This is a genomic window from Gemmobacter serpentinus (assembly GCF_008973825.1).
Taxonomy (GTDB): domain Bacteria; phylum Pseudomonadota; class Alphaproteobacteria; order Rhodobacterales; family Rhodobacteraceae; genus Gemmobacter; species Gemmobacter serpentinus.
Map to the genome: position 1 here is coordinate 300,539 of NZ_WCHR01000005.1, position 15,335 is coordinate 315,873.

13 protein-coding genes are annotated in these 15,335 nt (G+C 63.9%); 4 read left to right on the forward strand and 9 right to left on the reverse strand.

Annotated elements, in window-relative coordinates:
* Positions 1 to 9: 9 nt before the first annotated feature.
* The 3 genes from GBJ34_RS03760 to GBJ34_RS03770 form a co-directional block, all read right to left on the reverse strand.
* The gene (locus GBJ34_RS03760) at positions 10 to 2,031 is read right to left on the reverse strand and encodes a M3 family metallopeptidase (RefSeq protein ID WP_151717908.1); all 2,022 of its coding nucleotides are present in this window, start codon (positions 2,029 to 2,031) and stop codon (positions 10 to 12) included.
* Between the two features lie 73 nt (positions 2,032 to 2,104).
* Positions 2,105 to 2,884, reverse strand: coding sequence for an amino acid ABC transporter permease (locus GBJ34_RS03765; RefSeq protein ID WP_151717909.1), 780 nt, complete (start codon positions 2,882 to 2,884; stop codon positions 2,105 to 2,107).
* 22 nt (positions 2,885 to 2,906) lie between these two features.
* Positions 2,907 to 3,707, reverse strand: a complete 801-nt coding sequence (locus GBJ34_RS03770) for a transporter substrate-binding domain-containing protein (protein WP_151717910.1) — start codon at positions 3,705 to 3,707, stop codon at positions 2,907 to 2,909.
* A 695-nt stretch (positions 3,708 to 4,402) separates the two neighbouring features.
* Between GBJ34_RS03770 and GBJ34_RS03775 the strand changes: the two genes are divergently transcribed.
* A complete protein-coding gene (locus GBJ34_RS03775) occupies positions 4,403 to 4,984 on the forward strand; it encodes an ATP-binding protein (RefSeq protein WP_151717911.1) in 582 nt (193 codons plus the stop codon).
* 13 nt (positions 4,985 to 4,997) lie between these two features.
* Here the strand turns inward: GBJ34_RS03775 and GBJ34_RS03780 are convergent, their stop codons facing one another.
* The 6 genes from GBJ34_RS03780 to GBJ34_RS03805 form a co-directional block, all read right to left on the reverse strand.
* Entirely contained in the window at positions 4,998 to 6,047 is a 1,050-nt protein-coding gene (locus GBJ34_RS03780) for a HesA/MoeB/ThiF family protein (RefSeq protein ID WP_151717912.1), read from the reverse strand.
* Positions 6,048 to 6,054: 7 nt separating this feature from the next.
* Positions 6,055 to 6,537: a dUTP diphosphatase gene (gene dut / locus GBJ34_RS03785; protein WP_151717913.1), complete on the reverse strand. Its 483-nt coding sequence runs from the start codon at positions 6,535 to 6,537 to the stop codon at positions 6,055 to 6,057.
* Positions 6,538 to 6,650: 113 nt separating this feature from the next.
* Entirely contained in the window at positions 6,651 to 7,274 is a 624-nt protein-coding gene (locus GBJ34_RS03790) for a nucleoside/nucleotide kinase family protein (RefSeq protein ID WP_151717914.1), read from the reverse strand.
* A complete protein-coding gene (locus GBJ34_RS03795; protein ID WP_226341031.1) occupies positions 7,271 to 8,053 on the reverse strand; it encodes an ATP-binding cassette domain-containing protein in 783 nt (260 codons plus the stop codon). The genes GBJ34_RS03790 and GBJ34_RS03795 overlap by 4 nt, the downstream gene beginning before the upstream one ends.
* The gene (locus tag GBJ34_RS03800) at positions 8,050 to 9,123 is read right to left on the reverse strand and encodes an ABC transporter permease (RefSeq protein ID WP_151717916.1); all 1,074 of its coding nucleotides are present in this window, start codon (positions 9,121 to 9,123) and stop codon (positions 8,050 to 8,052) included. The genes GBJ34_RS03795 and GBJ34_RS03800 overlap by 4 nt, the downstream gene beginning before the upstream one ends.
* A gap of 285 nt (positions 9,124 to 9,408) precedes the next feature.
* The gene (locus tag GBJ34_RS03805) at positions 9,409 to 10,431 is read right to left on the reverse strand and encodes a sugar ABC transporter substrate-binding protein (RefSeq protein WP_151717917.1); all 1,023 of its coding nucleotides are present in this window, start codon (positions 10,429 to 10,431) and stop codon (positions 9,409 to 9,411) included.
* A 228-nt stretch (positions 10,432 to 10,659) separates the two neighbouring features.
* Here GBJ34_RS03805 and GBJ34_RS03810 point away from each other — a divergent pair, with 228 nt between their 5' ends.
* From GBJ34_RS03810 to polA, 3 genes are all read left to right on the forward strand, one after another.
* On the forward strand, positions 10,660 to 11,094 hold the full coding sequence (locus GBJ34_RS03810; protein ID WP_151717918.1) for an RbsD/FucU family protein: 435 nt from the start codon (positions 10,660 to 10,662) through the stop codon (positions 11,092 to 11,094).
* Between the two features lie 58 nt (positions 11,095 to 11,152).
* The gene (locus GBJ34_RS03815) at positions 11,153 to 12,391 is read left to right on the forward strand and encodes an ROK family transcriptional regulator (RefSeq protein ID WP_151717919.1); all 1,239 of its coding nucleotides are present in this window, start codon (positions 11,153 to 11,155) and stop codon (positions 12,389 to 12,391) included.
* A 91-nt stretch (positions 12,392 to 12,482) separates the two neighbouring features.
* Positions 12,483 to 15,302, forward strand: a complete 2,820-nt coding sequence (polA, locus tag GBJ34_RS03820) for a DNA polymerase I (RefSeq protein ID WP_151717920.1) — start codon at positions 12,483 to 12,485, stop codon at positions 15,300 to 15,302.
* Positions 15,303 to 15,335: the final 33 nt, after the last annotated feature.

Below are 15,335 nucleotides of genomic sequence, written 5' to 3' on the forward strand. Positions count from 1 at the left end.
TGACCGCGCTCAGGCCGCGTCCAGCAGGCCACGTCCTTTCAGCAGCGCCTCGACACCCGGCATCCGGCCGCGAAACGCCAGATACAGATCCTCTGCCGGGCGCGATCCGCCCGCGGACAGGATGAACCGCTCCAACCTGGCCGCCGTGTCCGGGTCAAAGGCATTGCCGGTTTCCTCGAAGGCTGCAAAGGCATCGGCGTCCATCACCTCCGACCACATGTAGCTGTAATAGCCCGAGGAATAGCCGTCGCCCGAAAAGACATGCGCGAAATGCGGGGTCGCGTGCCGCATCCGGATCGCATGGGGCAGGCCCAGCCCGGCCAGCACCTCGGCCTGTTTCTGCATCGGATCGGCCGGGGCCGGGCCTTCGTGGAAAGCCAGATCGACCATGGCGCTGGCCACGAACTCCACGGTGGCAAAGCCCTGATCATAAGTGCCCGCATCCAGCAGGCGTTTCAGCATATCGGCCGGCATCGGCGCGCCGGTCTGCCAGTGGCGGGCATGGTCTTCCAGCACCTCGGGCACTTCCAGCCAATGCTCGTAAAGCTGGCTTGGCAGTTCCACGAAATCGCGCGCGACCGAGGTGCCGCTGATGAAGCCATAAGTCACATTGGACAGCATCTGATGCAGCGCATGGCCAAATTCATGGAACAGCGTACGCGCATCGTCATAGGACAGCAGGCAGGGATCGCCCTTGGCGAAATTGCAGACATTCACCACGATGGGCGTGATCTCCTGCCCGCCCGCACGCTTCTGGCTGCGCATCGCCGAGCACCAGGCGCCAGACCGTTTGGACCCGCGCGCGAAATAGTCGCCGATGAAGACCGCGACATGCTTGCCGTCGCGCCGCACATCCCAAGCGCGGGCATCGGGGTGATAGAGCGCGCCGTCCAGCGGCGTGAAATCGAGGCCGAACAGGCGATGCGCACAGTCGAAACAGGCGGCGATCATCGCGTCAAGGCTGAGATAGGGCTTCAGCGCGGCCTCATCCAAATCATGCTCGGCCTTGCGGCGCTTTTCGGAATAATAGCGCCAATCCCAGGGCTCCAGCGGCCCCGCCACGCCATCGGCATGCAACATGGCTTCCAGGATCTTCGCGTCCTCTTCGGCCTTGGCCCGGGCAGGTGTCCAGACCCGCAGCAACAGATCGCGCACCGCCGCAGGGGTCTTGGCCATTTCAGGCTCCAGCTTGAAATCGGCAAAGCTGGCATAGCCCAGTAGCTGCGCCCGCTCATGGCGCAGCGCAAGGATCTCGGCCGCAACCGCGCGATTGTCATGCGCATTGCCATTGGCGCCGCGCGCCACCCAGGCCTCATAGGCCTTTTCGCGCAGGGCCCGCTTGGGCGAGAATTGCAGGAAGGGCACGATCAGCGAGCGGCTGGTGGTGATGATCGGGCTGTTCAGACCCTTTTCGGACCCTGCCGCGCGGGCCGCATCCACCACGAAATCGGGCAGGCCAGCCAGATCGGCCTCGGCCAGTTCCATATACCAGTCGCGTTCCTCGGCCAGAATGTTCTGGCTGAAGGCGGTGCCCAACACGGCCAGACGCGCCTTCACCTCGGTCAGTCGCGCGGCCTCCGCCCCTTGCAGACGGGCACCGGACCGCACGAACATCTGATGATACAGCTCCAGCACGCGGGCCTGTTCATCATTCAGACCCAGGTCTGCGCGGGTCTGCCAGAGCATCTCGATCCGCGCGAAAAGGGCGGCGTTATTGGTGACCTCGGATGAAAACGCGCTCATCTTCGGGGCCAGATCACGCATCAGCGCCTCGCGCGCCTCGGTGCTGTCGGCGCTGGCCAGATTGTAGAACACGCCCGACACCCGGTCGAGCGTGGCCTCCGCCGCCTCCATCGCCTCGATGGTATTGGCGAAACTCGGTGCCTCGGGATTGTCGGCAATCGCGGCGATCGCCGCGCGCGCCTCGGCCAGCCCCGCGTCAAAGGCAGGCGCGAAATCCGTGTCGCGGATCTCCGCGAAGGGCGGCATCTCGAAGGCGGCGGTCCAGGGGGCAAGCAGCGGATTGGTCATCAGGCGGGTCTCCTTTGGCGGCAGCCTATCACCCGCGCCGCCGAGGTCCAGCGTTGAACACCAGATCGCTGGCCTATCGCCGCTCGGGTCCGCGCAGCCGCTGTTCCAGCCGCCGCAGGATGAGCGAAAGCCCCACTGTCAGCGTCAGATAGATCAGTGCCGCGATATTATAGGTCTCGAAATAGCGGAAATTCCCGGCCGCGGTCACCTTGGCCAATTGGGTGACATCCGCCACGCCCAGCACACTGACCAGCGAACTGTCCTTCACCATCGCCACGAAATCATTGCCCAAGGGCGGCAGGATGGTCCGAAAGGCCTGCGGAAACACGATCAGCCGAAAGCGCAACCAGCCATTCAGGCCAAGCGCCTCGGCCGCCTCGATCTGGCCCCGGTCGACCGAGGCGAGGCCCGCCCGGAACACCTCGGCCAGAAAGGCGGAATAGGCGATGGTCAGCGCGATCCCCGCCCGCCACAGCAGCGGCACGTCGCGCGCCCGCGCCTCGGGCAGACCCGCTGCATTCCACAACCAGACCAGTGCCGGGGTAGCGGCAAAGGCCACATAGAGCAGCAAGACAATGATCGGCACGCCGCGCACCACCTCGACATAAAGCCGCACGGCCTGCCGGATGACGATAAACCGCGATCCTGCCCCAAGCGCCAGCAGCAGCCCAAGGGCTGCGGCGGCGGTGAAGCCCAATACAGTGACCGTCAGGGTGATGCCGATCCCCTTGGCCAGTTTCTGCATGATCTGGGCGTAAAGCGGGCTGGCCCAAACCTCATAGAACAGCCAAAGGCCCGCCGCACAGAGCACGACGAGCCACCACGGAAAATCCGGTTTATCTTGGGTCTTCATACCTTTGAGGCCAGAAAACCCCTCATTGCCCCATCGTGTAATCAACGAACCATTTCTGGTTCAGCGCATCCAGCGTGCCATCGGCGCGCAGCGCCGCAATGCCCGCATCGATCGGGGCCACCAGATCGGAGCCTTTGGGGAAGATGAAGCCGAACTCTTCCGCCCCCAGTTTCTCGCCCACGATCTTCAGCGCGCCGTCCGAGGCCGCGACATAGCCATTGCCGCCGGTGCTGTCGGTCAGCACCAGATCGACATCGCCCGCCCGAAGTGCCGCGACACCGGCCCCGAAGGTCTCGAACATCTTGATGCGCGGATTGGCCTCATTGCCATCCAGCACCTCATAGACGCCGACATAGAAGGGCGTGGTGCCGGGTTGTGCCGCCATCAGCAGATCGGCATCGGCGGCAAAACTTTTGGCATCCGAGAACCGCGTCTCGTCGCCGCGCACCAGCATGACCATTTCCGAGGTCATATAGGGCGTCGAGAAATCGACCTGTTCCTTGCGGTCCTCGCGGATGGTGATGCCGGTCATCCCCATGTCATACTGGCCGGTGGAAACCCCGGGGATCATCGCATCCCAGCTGGTGTTTTCATATTTCACGGTAAAGTTCAGCGCCTTGGCCAACGCCGCCACCGCGTCATATTCCCAACCGACCGGCTTGCCCTCGGCATCGATGAATTGCAGCGGAGGATAGGCGTTTTCGGTCACCACCACCACCTCGCGCCCGGCAAGATCGGGCAGGCCTTGGGCCAGTGTTGCGGTTGCGGTCAGGCCAAGCGCAAGGGTGGCCAAAGCGGCAGGCAGTGCTGCGGTCAGTTTCATCGGGGTCCCCCTGTCACAGAGCATTTGCGCGCGACTATGGCGCTGCGTCAGGTCGGTGGCAAGTGGAGGTGGGGCTTGGAGCGTTTTCGCGATATGAGCGGAGTGGTCGGTACGCGTTTGATACGACCCTGAGGTCTCGCCGGCATAGAACAGGGAAGCCCGTGGATCCAAGCCCGCAGGCCGATCTGGTCTTGCTTGCAAGAGTAAAGGCGGATGTCTGCTCTGCGGACAGGCTGGACAGTCAGCGTGCGAGATACAACCGCCGCAAATAGAAGAGTATGCCCCCGATGCCCATCGTTGCGAACCCGGTGCAGAGGCCGACAACCAATCTGTGCGCGGTCGGCGGCAAGAAATAATCCACATTGGGAGGGGCTGGTGGAAGTGCTGAAAGGTAAGCGTTTTCGATAGTATAAAGGTGTAGCGCCATTAAAGCCGTGAAAATCCCCCAGAGCAGGATAACCCATTGCATAGCGAGGAGTATGTAATCTGCAGGTCCCCTCACCAACCGGCCCTTCTGTCTCATATGCGATCTCCGTGCGGTTCCATTGTGGCAAGGGGTGGCCAAGGGTGCAATGCGTCGATCACGACGCCCCCCCTGCAAGCGGATCTAGTATAGGTTAGTGAGAGCTGCCATGCACGCACTGTGCGGGTCATAGCAATGAGCAATCACACTGAGCTACGATAAGGGGCGGACGATGTCACAAAAGCCGCGCGTCTATCTGACAGGGGCGTCATGTTCAGGAGTTTCGACTTTGGGCGGCGCGCTGTCGCAACGTTTCAATGTCCCGCAAATTGATGTGGACGATTACTATTGGATGCCGACCGATCCGCCGTTCAGTGCGAAACGCCCCCCAGAAGAGCGGGTCCGACTGATACAAGATCGTCAGGATACGCGCGCGGGCTGGGTTCTTACGGGATCATTCATCGGATGGGGTGACGCACTCATTCAGGATGTGGATCTGATCGTATTCCTGCATACCCCAACCCATATGCGCCTCCAGCGCCTCGACCAACGAGAGGCGGCACGCCATGGACCTCGCATTTTGCCGGGTGGCGATATGTATGAGGCCCACATGGCGTTTCGGGATTGGGCATCACGCTACGACGACCCGGGGTTCAGCGGACGAAATATTGCACAGCACCAGAACTGGCTGAGCAAGCAATCTGCTCCGGTGTTACGTCTGAACGGGGAGCGCAAAACTGAAGACCTTGCTAGGCAGGTTGAAGGAGGTTTGATGGGGCATTATGACTTGGACGGACCTCAGACCGTCCGCTAGGGCTCTTCCTCCCTCACGCGCGCGCCACCGTCACTCCCCCACCACAAACCGGACACCCTGCACGCGGCTTCACCTTGATCACCCGCGTCTCGCAGTTCAGCGCGTCATGCATCAGCAGGCGCCCGGCCAGAGTCTGGCCGGCGCCGGTCAGGTGTTTCACGGCCTCCATCGCCATCATCGACCCGATGATGCCGGGCAAGGGGGCTGCAACGCCAGCCTCGGAACATGCGGGCACCGTTCCAGGCGGCGGGGCCTCGGGAAAGACGCAGGCGTAACAGGCCGTGCCGCGCGCGGGGTCGAACAGCGACACCTGCCCCTCCCAGGGCGTCATCGCGCCGGAAATCAGCGGAATGCCCGCCTGCGCCGCCAGACGGTTCAGCAGATAGCGGGTCGCGAAATTGTCGCTGCCATCCAGCACCAGATCGTGGTCTGCCAGAGCCGCCGCCGCGCCGCTTTCCTCCAGCCGGGTCACAAGCGGGGTGACCTCGATAAACGGGTTCAGGGCGCGCATCGCCGCCGCCGCCGACAGCGCCTTGGGGCTGCCGATCCCGGCATCGCGATGGATGATCTGACGTTGCAGGTTGGAACTGTCGATGCCATCATCATCGACCACAGTGATGCGGCCCACGCCTGCGGCGGCAAGGTAAAGGCAGACCGGGCTACCAAGCCCCCCCGCCCCCAGCACCAGCACCCGCGCGGCCTTCAGCCGCGCCTGCCCCGGTCCGCCGATCTCGCGCATCAGCAGGTGGCGGGAATAGCGATTGACCTCTGCCTCGCGGAACAGCGGCGCGGGCGTGGCCTCGACCGGCGGGGCCGAGCGGCGGCGCAGTGTGGCAAGGGCGGCACGGTAGCCCAGCACCGTTGCCGCAAGGCCGCCCAGCACCAGCCAATAGCGCGCATCGCCCCCAAGCGCCTGCCGCAAGCCACCCTCGGGCAGCAGCAGAAGCGCCAGAACCACGGCCGCCCAAAGAACCCCGATCAGCCCCAGCCGTTGCCGCGCGGGCACAGCCATGATGCGGCCGATGAACCAGATTGCGGCAAAGGCGGCAAGAACCGGGATCATCGCCCGGTCAGCGTTTGCCGGTGGAGCCGAAGCCACCCGCACCGCGCGCGGTCTCGCTCAGATGTTCGACCACGGCAAAGCGCGCCTGCACCACCGGCACCACGATCATCTGCGCGATGCGGTCGCCATGCTGCAGGGTATAGGGCTCGGCGCCGAGGTTGATCACCGGCACCCCCAGCGGGCCGCGATAATCGCTGTCTATGGTGCCGGGGGTATTGGGCATCGAAATCCCGTGTTTCAGCGACAGGCCGGAACGCGGGCGCACCTGTGCCTCATAGCCTGCCGGGATCTCGATCCGGATGCCGGTGGGGATCAGACGGCGTTCCATGGGCGCAAGGGTGATGCCGGTGGCGCGATCGGCCTCGGGCAGATTGGCGCGCAGATCGGCCCCCGCCGCGCCGGGGGTTTCATAGCTGGGCAGCGGCAGATCACGGTCGGCCCCGTCTTCCCAGATGATCTGCACTTCCGGTATGCGTGTATCCGCTGTCATCGCGCGCCCCTTCTCATTTTCCCTTACATGAAACCGCAGGGGCGCGATGGCAAGGGTGAAGCCATACAGCGCGGAAATGGAGGGGGGCAAAAACCGGGGGCCGAAGCAGCCGGTCATTGCCGCAGCGTGATCTCTGCCGCCACGCTGCCCCGCACCACGCGATGCGCATTGGGAATGTCGTTGGACAGCGCCCGCGCCTTGGCGGCGGGCAGGTCCAGCCCGTGATGCAGCCAGCGCCGGATCAACCGCCGTTCCAGCTCCGCCTCGGGCACATCCAGCGCCACGGTCAGATCGTAAAGCCCGCGCGCCTGCGCCCAAGGGTCGGCATCGAGCAGCAGATAATTGCCCTCGACCACCAGAATCCGGTCATCAGTCCGCACCACGTCGCCGCCCGCGCGGGCCAGATCCAGCTTGCGGTCAAAGGTCGGGATCACCACCTCATCCTCGGCCCGCAAGCGGCGGATCAGATGGACAAAGCCCCCCGCATCGAAACTTTCCGGGCAGCCCTTGCGCGGCAAAAGCCCGTGCGCGGTCAGCACAGCATTGTCGAGATGGAAGCCATCCATCGGCACAACGCGCGCACCGGCACCAAGTGCCGCAACCACCGCGCTGGCAAGCGTCGACTTGCCCGCGCCGGGCGGGCCGGCAAGGGCGGTGATGAACCGCCCCCGACTTTGGCCCTGCCCCATGGCTTCGGCCCGCTGACGGATCAGCGCGGCCAGATCTTCCGGTGTCATGCCGCCTCGCTCACGCCTTCGGGCAATTTCGCCCCGGTCATGAAGGCCACGGCATCCGACATCGAATAATCGCCCGGCTTGATGACACAGAGCCTGCGGCCCAGCCGGTGGATATGGATGCGGTCGGCCACCTCGAAGACATGCGGCATGTTGTGGCTGATGAGGATGATCGGAATGCCCCGCGCGCGCACATCGCGGATCAGTTCCAGCACGCGGCGGCTTTCCTTGACGCCAAGCGCCGCCGTCGGCTCATCCAGGATCACCACCTTGGAGCCGAAGGCCGCCGCCCGCGCCACCGCCACCCCCTGCCGCTGGCCGCCCGAAAGCGTCTCGACCGGCTGGTTGATGTTCTGGATCGTCATCAGACCCAGCTCATTCAGCTTTTCGCGGGCAAACTTTTCCATCGCCGGACGGTCGAGCTTGCGCAGCAGGCTGCCCATGATCCCGGGTTTGCGCAGCTCGCGCCCCATGAACATGTTATCGGCAATCGACAAGGCGGGCGACATGGCCAGCGTCTGATAAACGCATTCGATACCATGGGCGCGCGCATCCAGCGGGCTGCCAAAACTGACCGGCTTGCCGTCCAGCGTGATCTCGCCCTCATCGGGTTGCACGGCCCCCGACAGCGCCTTGATGAGCGAGGATTTCCCCGCGCCATTGTCGCCGATCACCGCCAGAATCTCGCCCGGCATCAGATCGAAGTCGCAATGGTCGAGCGCAGTCACCTTGCCGTAACGCTTGACCAGACCACGCGCCTTGAGAAGAGGTTCTTGCGTCATGCCGAAGCCTTTCTGATCCATTGATCCACCGCCACAGCGAGGATGATGAGCAAACCAATCAGGAAGAAGGTCCATTGCGGATCGGTGCCGACCATTTTCAGGCCCATCTCGAAGACCCCCACGATCAGCGCCCCGAAGAACATGCCGACGATGGAGCCGCGCCCGCCAAAGAGGCTGATCCCCCCGATCACCACGGCGGTGATCGACTGGATATTGCCAAGCTGGCCGGTAGAGGCGGTCGGCGAAACCGACCCGAAGCGCCCGATCATCACCCAGCCCGCAATGGCGCAGAAGAACCCTGCCAAGGCATAGACCTCGATCAGCACGCGCTTGGTGCGCACGCCCGCAAGTTCGGCCGCATCGGGATCGTCGCCCACGGCATAGACATGGCGGCCCCAGGCGGTGTGGCGCAGGATATAAGCCAGGATCGCCACCAGCGCGACCATCAGGAAGACGGCATAAAGCACCTTGATCCCGCCCGGCTGGATCGACTGGCCCCAGAATTGCAGCGCGGGCGCATCCTTCGCGATATCGGAGGAGCGGATGGTTTCATTGGCCGAAAAGATGAAGTTCGAGGCCAGCAGGATCTGCCATGTGCCCAGCGTGACGATGAAGGGCGGCAGTTTCACCTTGGCGACCAGCCAGCCGTTTACAAAGCCCATCGCGGTGCCAAGCAGCAACCCGATCCCGATGGCCAGCGGTGCCGGGATCCCATAGCGGAACGACATCTGCCCCATCAGCACCGAGGAAAAGACCGCAATGGCCCCGACCGACAGGTCGATCCCGGCGGTCAGGATGACCAGAGATTGCGCACAGCCCAGAATGCCGACAATGGCGATCTGTTGCAGGATGGTTGAAAGCGTCGCCGCCTTGAAAAAGTTGGGCGACAGGAAGCCGAAAACCACCAGTGCAACGATCAGCACGAACAGCGGCACGGCGGAAGGTGTCTGGTGCAACCAGTGCTGAACCCGCTTCAGCAGGCCCTTCTCTTCTTGGAATTCGGCAACCCGTTCAGAGGCGCCCTTCAGGCCCTCTTCAAACGTGTTTGCCGGTTTGACGTCGGATGGCATGTGGATTTCCCCCTTACGAACCCTTTTGAAGCGGGTTTCTGGCGGTGATGCGCGGGCCGGAACGGTCTTCGGCCCGGACCGTTCCGGCGCCACAGGGGCGCTTTGGCGGATGGCGGTCCGGTGAACGGGGATCGACCTTGCGAGCAGACGAATACAGATAGCGGCAGGGCGGCGCCTCCGGGTCAAGGTGCCGCCCCAGAACACAGACTGTCACTGACCCGGCACTGGCCCGAAGACCCTAACAGACCCGGCGCGCCCGATAAGGGCAGCGCCGGGCAGGCAATATCAGCCCCAGCACAGCTCCGTGCCTTTGACGGTATCGATCGAGTCGACGCCGGCGGCGGGCTTGTCGGTGATCAGGGTCACGCCGGTATCATAGAAGGACTTGCCTTCGGTCGGTGCCGGCTTGCTGCCATCGGCAGCGAATTTGGCAATCGCCTCGATGCCCAGCGAGGCCATCATCAGCGGGTATTGCTGCGAAGTCGCGCCGATCACGCCATCTTTCACATTGGCCACACCCGGGCAGCCACCATCGACAGAGACGATCAGCACGTCCTTGTCACGGCCCACGGCCTTCAGCGCCTCATAGGCACCGGCAGCCGACGGCTCGTTGATGGTATAGACCACGTTGATGTCCGCGTCCTTGGCCAGCAGGGTTTCCATGGCCTTCAGGCCGCCCTCTTCGTTGCCATTGGTGGTCTCGTTGCCGACGATGCGCGGATCGGTTTCGTCGCCCCATTTGTTCGGATCTGCCAGATCGATCCCAAAGCCCTGCAGGAAGCCCTGGTCGCGCAGAACGTCCACCGAAGGCTGCGAGATGTTCAGATCCAGCAGCGCGATCTTGGCATCCGCGGCCTTGTCACCCAGCGTGGCCTTGGCCCATTGGCCGATCAGCTCGCCCGCCTTGAAGTTGTCGGTCGCAAAGGTCGCGTCTGCCGCATCCACCGGATCCAGCGGGGTGTCCAGCGCGATGACCAGAATGCCCGCATCGCGGGCCGCCTTCACCGAATCCACGATGGCCTTGGTGTCCGAGGCGGTGATCAGGATCCCCTTGGCACCATCCGCGATGCAGGCCTCGATGGCGGCAACCTGCGCCTCGTGGTCGCCGTCGATCTTGCCGGCATAAGCCTTCAGGGTCACGCCCAGCTCGGCGGCCTTGGCCTCGGCACCCTCTTTCATCTTCACGAAGAAGGGGTTGGTGTCGGTCTTGGTGATCAGGCAGGCGGACACGCCATCCGCCAATGCCGGGGCCGCAGCCATCATTGCCAGGCCGGCCACACCCGCAAGGGCTTTTGCTTTCAGTTTCATGTTTTCCTCCCAAGGAAATGCAGGGGCACACCCCGTCATCAAAATGAACCGCGCCGCCTCTCTCGTCGCGATCAGGGCAAAGGGAAACCGATTCCCCGCCGCGCGTCAAGATAAATAAATCAGTCTGATTTAATATTGACAGCCGTGCGCCCGCCTCACAATCTGGCGGGATGAAATCCGCAGATCGCCCGAAATCCGGGCATTCCCGCGCAAGGACGAGGCACCATCATGCTGATCGGCATTCCGCCCCTTCTGGGGCCAGAGCTGCTCTTTACTTTGCGGGCGATGGGGCATGGCGACGAGATCGCGCTGGTGGATGGCAATTACCCGGCACAGGCCCATGCGCAGCGCCTGCTGCGCGCCGATGGTCACGGGCTGGAGGCGGTGCTGGAGGCGATTCTGACCGTGCTGCCGCTGGATGAGGACGTGCCCGCACCGATCCTGCGCGCCAGCCTGAACAACGACCCCGCGCAAAGCGGCGCGATCCATCAGCGCATCGATGCGCTGGCCGCCGCGCGCGGTGTCCGGGTGCAGCCGCTGGCGGGGGCCGACCTTTACCCGCGCATCCGCGCGGCCCATACGATCATCGCGACCAGCGAAGCGGCGCTTTTCGCCAATGTGCTGTTGCGCAAGGGTGTCATTCGCGCGGGGGACATGGGCTGACCCTTGCGGTCAGCTGCGAAAACACAAATGAGGGCTGCGGGCGACAGGGGAGGATAGCTTGCGCAACGCCGAAGACATCCAGGACCGGACCGGACCCGAGGCCACGCCTCAGGGCGCGGGCCTGCTTGGCTCCAACCAGTCGGGGATGCGGGCGCATAATGAACGGCTGGTGCTGACGCTGGTGCGCCAGCATGGGGCGCTGGCAAAATCCGATATCGCGCGCATGACCGGGCTTTCGGCGCAGACGGTATCGGTCATCATGCGGGCGTTGGAACAGGACGGGCTGCTCGCGCGCGGCACGCCGATGCGCGGCCGGATTGGTCAACCTTCTGTGCCCATGTCTCTGGCCGCCGATGGCGCGCTGTTTCTGGGGTTGAAGATCGGGCGGCGCTCGGCCGATCTGTGCCTTGTCGATTTCACCGGCGCGCTGCGCGACATCCGTCGCAAGGTTTACCGCTATCCGACGCCGGACAATGTGCTGGCCTTCGTGGCCGAGGCTTTGCCGGATCTGACCCTGGCCCTGCCCCCGGAATTGCGCCCCAGGATCGCAGGCCTCGGTGTCGCGATGCCGTTTCAGCTTTGGTCCTGGGTGGCCTATATCGGGGCCCCGCAGGCCGAAATGGACGCCTGGCGCAACCGCGACATTCAGGCCGAACTCAGCGCCATCGCGGGCGGGCTGACCGTCACGGTCCAGAATGACGCAACCGCAGCCTGCGGGGCGGAACTGGTCTTTGGCACCGGCGAAAAGCCCAATGATTTCCTGTATTTCTACTTTGGCACCTTCATTGGGGGCGGGCTGGTCCTGAACGGGCAGTTGCATACCGGGCGCACCGGCAACGCGGCCGGCGTGGGGCCAATGCCGGTGCCCGGCCCCGACGGACGGATGCGCAGCCTGATGACGGTCGCGTCGCTTTCCACGCTTGCGCAGGCAATGGATGCGGCGGGTGAGCCCTCGGACGGGCTGTGGGAAAGCCCCGAAAACTGGCAAATCAGCGAGGGGGTGCTGGATCAATGGCTGGAGGAAGCCGCGCAGGCGCTGGCCTCGGCGATCCTCTCCGCCTCGACCCTGCTGGAACTGGGCGCGGTGCTGATCGATGGCTGGATGCCGCCGCGGATCCGCGCGGCCCTGACGGCACGGGTGAATGCGGCCTTCCTGCGGCTGGACCTGTCGGGGATCGACCCTCCGCTGATCCGCGAGGGCACGGTGGGGGCAGAGGCGCGCAGCCTGGGTGCTGCAGCCATTCCGCTGGCGCAACGCTTTCTGCTGGATCGCGGCGCGGTGCTGACCGAGGGCTGACCCCCGCCGGTCGACGCGCACAAGCGCCGCGATGCCGTGACACCCCGGCCGGATCATGCCATATCTGCCGCCAAAGCGCGGAGGAACCAAGATGACATTCGGCAAAGGCTGCCACCTGCATTTGATCGACGGATCGGCCTTCATCTTTCGCGCCTATCACGCGCTGCCCCCCTTGACGCGCAAGACCGATGGACTGCCGGTGGGCGCGGTCGCGGGCTTTTGCAACATGATGTTCCGCTATGTCGAAGGCAACAAGGGTCCCGACGCGCCGACCCATGTCGCGGTGATCTTCGACCATTCGTCGAAGACCTTCCGCAACGACCTCTTTCCCGCCTACAAGGCCAACCGGCCCGAACTGCCCGAGGATCTGCGCCCGCAATTCCCATTGACGCGCGAGGCCACCCGCGCATTCAACATCGCCAGCATCGAGACCGAGGGCTATGAGGCAGATGACATCATCGCGACCCTTTCTGTTCAGGCGCGCGATGCGGGCGGGCGGGTCACCATCATCTCCTCCGACAAGGATCTGATGCAGCTGGTCGGCGATGGCGTGGTGATGTTCGACGCGATGAAGAACAAGACCATCGACCGTGACGAGGTGGTCGAGAAATTCGGCGTCGGGCCAGAACGTGTGGTCGATGTGCAATCGCTGGCGGGCGACAGCGTTGACAACGTGCCGGGCGCGCCGGGGATCGGAATCAAGACCGCGGCCCTGCTCATTCAGGAATATGGCGATCTGGATACGCTGCTGGCGCGGGCGGGCGAGATCAAGCAGCCCAAGCGCCGCGAGACGCTGGTGAATTTCGCCGATCAGATCCGCATCTCGCGCGATCTGGTCACGCTGAAATGCGACACGCCGCTGGATTTCACGCTGGAAAGCCTGGAGGTGAAAGCACCCGAGCCCGAGGTGCTGATGGGCTTCCTGAACGCAATGGAGTTTCGCACCCTGACCAAGCGGGTGGCCGACAGGATGAATGTGGCAGCCCCGGTGGCTGCGGCCGCTCCGGTCACCGCTGACGCGCCAGTGGCCGAAGCCGCCACCGCCCTGCCCTTCGATCATGCCAATTACGAGGCGATCAGCACGCCCGAGGCGCTGGAAGCCTGGATCGCCCGTATCCGCGCGGCAGGGCATGTGGCATTCGACACCGAAACCACCAGCCTTGATGAAATGCAGGCCGATCTGGTCGGCATTTCACTGGCGGTGGATGCGGGGCGCGCCTGCTATATCCCGCTGGGCCATCGTCAAGGGGGCGGCGATCTGTTCGCATCAGACGCCTTGACCGAAGGCCAGTTGCCGCTGGAGGTGGCGCTGGCCGCCCTGAAGCCGGTGCTGGAGGATGATGCAATCCTCAAGATCGGCCAGAATATCAAGTATGATTTCAAGATCATGGCACGCCATGGCATCCGCATGGCCCCGATCGAGGACACCATGCTGCAAAGCTACGCGATGCACGCCGGTCTGCACGGCCATGGGATGGATGTGCTCTCGGAGAAATATCTCGGCCACCGCCCGATCCCGATCAAGGATCTTCTGGGCAGCGGCAAAAGCCAGATCACCTTTGACAAGGTGGCGATTGCAGATGCGGTGAAATACGCCGCCGAAGACGCCGATGTGACGTTGCGCCTATGGCAACTGTTCCGCCCGCAACTGCACCGCGCACAGGTGACCACGGTCTATGAGACGCTGGAACGCCCGCTGGTGCCGGTGCTGGCCGATATGGAAATGGCCGGGATCAAGGTGGACCGCGACGTGCTGGCGCGCATGTCCAACGCCTTCGCGCAAAAGCTGGTGCAGCTTGAGGAAGAGATCCACGAGATCGCAGGCTCCAAGTTCAACGTGGGATCGCCAAAGCAATTGGGCGAGATCCTGTTTGACCAGATGCAGGTGCCCGGCGGCGAAAAGGGCAAGACCGGCGCCTATGCGACCGGGGCGGATGTGCTGGAAGACATCACCACGATGCAGGATGCCCATCCGCAGGGTGCGCGATTGGCGGCGCGGGTGCTGGACTGGCGCCAGATCGCCAAACTGAAATCGACCTATACCGACAGCTTGCAGGACCATATCAACCCCGATACCGGCCGCGTCCATACCAGCTATTCCATCGCGGGGGCGAATACCGGACGCCTCGCCTCGACCGATCCGAACCTGCAAAACATTCCTGTGCGCAGCGATGAGGGCCGTCGTATCCGCGAGGCTTTTGTGGCCGCACCCGGCCGGGTTCTGGTAAGCCTTGACTATAGCCAGATCGAGCTGCGGATTCTGGCCCATATCGCCGATATCCCGGCCTTGAAACAGGCGTTCAAGGACGGGCTCGACATCCACGCGATGACCGCATCGGAAATGTTCGGCGTGCCGGTCGAAGGCATGGACCCGATGATCCGCCGCCAGGCCAAGGCGATCAACTTTGGCGTCATCTACGGCATTTCGGGCTTTGGTCTGGCGCGCAACCTGCGGATCCCGCGGGCGGAAGCACAGGGGTTTATCGACCGCTATTTTGAACGCTTCCCCGGCATCCGCGCCTATATGGATGAAACCGTGGCCTTCGCAAAGGCGCATGGCTATGTGCAGACCTTGTTCGGTCGCAAGATCAACACGCCCGAAATCAACGCCAAAGGCCCCGGGGCGGGCTTCGCCAAGCGTGCGGCGATCAACGCGCCCATCCAGGGCACCGCCGCCGATGTGATCCGCCGCGCGATGATCCGTATGCCCGCAGCCATTGCCGGGATCGATGCGAAGATGCTGTTGCAGGTGCATGACGAATTGTTGTTCGAGGTGGCCGAGGATCAGGCCGACCGCCTGACCGAAGCCGCCCGCGCGGTGATGGAGGCGGCATCGGAGCCCGCGGTGAAACTGTCGGTACATCTGGCCGCCGATGCCGGGCGCGGCCCGAACTGGGCTGCGGCGCATTGACGCCCGCCTGAATATTGCCCGCATGTGACAACG

Coding starts and splice junctions, on each gene's coding strand:
- GBJ34_RS03775 (WP_151717911.1), top strand. CDS start 4,403: ATGTCACAAAAGCCGCGCGTCTATCTGACAGGGGCGTCATGTTCAGGA.
- GBJ34_RS03780 (WP_151717912.1), bottom strand. CDS start 6,047: ATGATCCCGGTTCTTGCCGCCTTTGCCGCAATCTGGTTCATCGGCCGC.
- GBJ34_RS03810 (WP_151717918.1), top strand. CDS start 10,660: ATGCTGATCGGCATTCCGCCCCTTCTGGGGCCAGAGCTGCTCTTTACT.
- GBJ34_RS03795 (WP_226341031.1), bottom strand. CDS start 8,053: ATGACGCAAGAACCTCTTCTCAAGGCGCGTGGTCTGGTCAAGCGTTAC.
- GBJ34_RS03805 (WP_151717917.1), bottom strand. CDS start 10,431: ATGAAACTGAAAGCAAAAGCCCTTGCGGGTGTGGCCGGCCTGGCAATG.
- GBJ34_RS03770 (WP_151717910.1), bottom strand. CDS start 3,707: ATGAAACTGACCGCAGCACTGCCTGCCGCTTTGGCCACCCTTGCGCTT.
- GBJ34_RS03765 (WP_151717909.1), bottom strand. CDS start 2,884: ATGAAGACCCAAGATAAACCGGATTTTCCGTGGTGGCTCGTCGTGCTC.
- GBJ34_RS03800 (WP_151717916.1), bottom strand. CDS start 9,123: ATGCCATCCGACGTCAAACCGGCAAACACGTTTGAAGAGGGCCTGAAG.
- GBJ34_RS03760 (WP_151717908.1), bottom strand. CDS start 2,031: ATGACCAATCCGCTGCTTGCCCCCTGGACCGCCGCCTTCGAGATGCCG.
- GBJ34_RS03790 (WP_151717914.1), bottom strand. CDS start 7,274: ATGACACCGGAAGATCTGGCCGCGCTGATCCGTCAGCGGGCCGAAGCC.
- dut (WP_151717913.1), bottom strand. CDS start 6,537: ATGACAGCGGATACACGCATACCGGAAGTGCAGATCATCTGGGAAGAC.
- polA (WP_151717920.1), top strand. CDS start 12,483: ATGACATTCGGCAAAGGCTGCCACCTGCATTTGATCGACGGATCGGCC.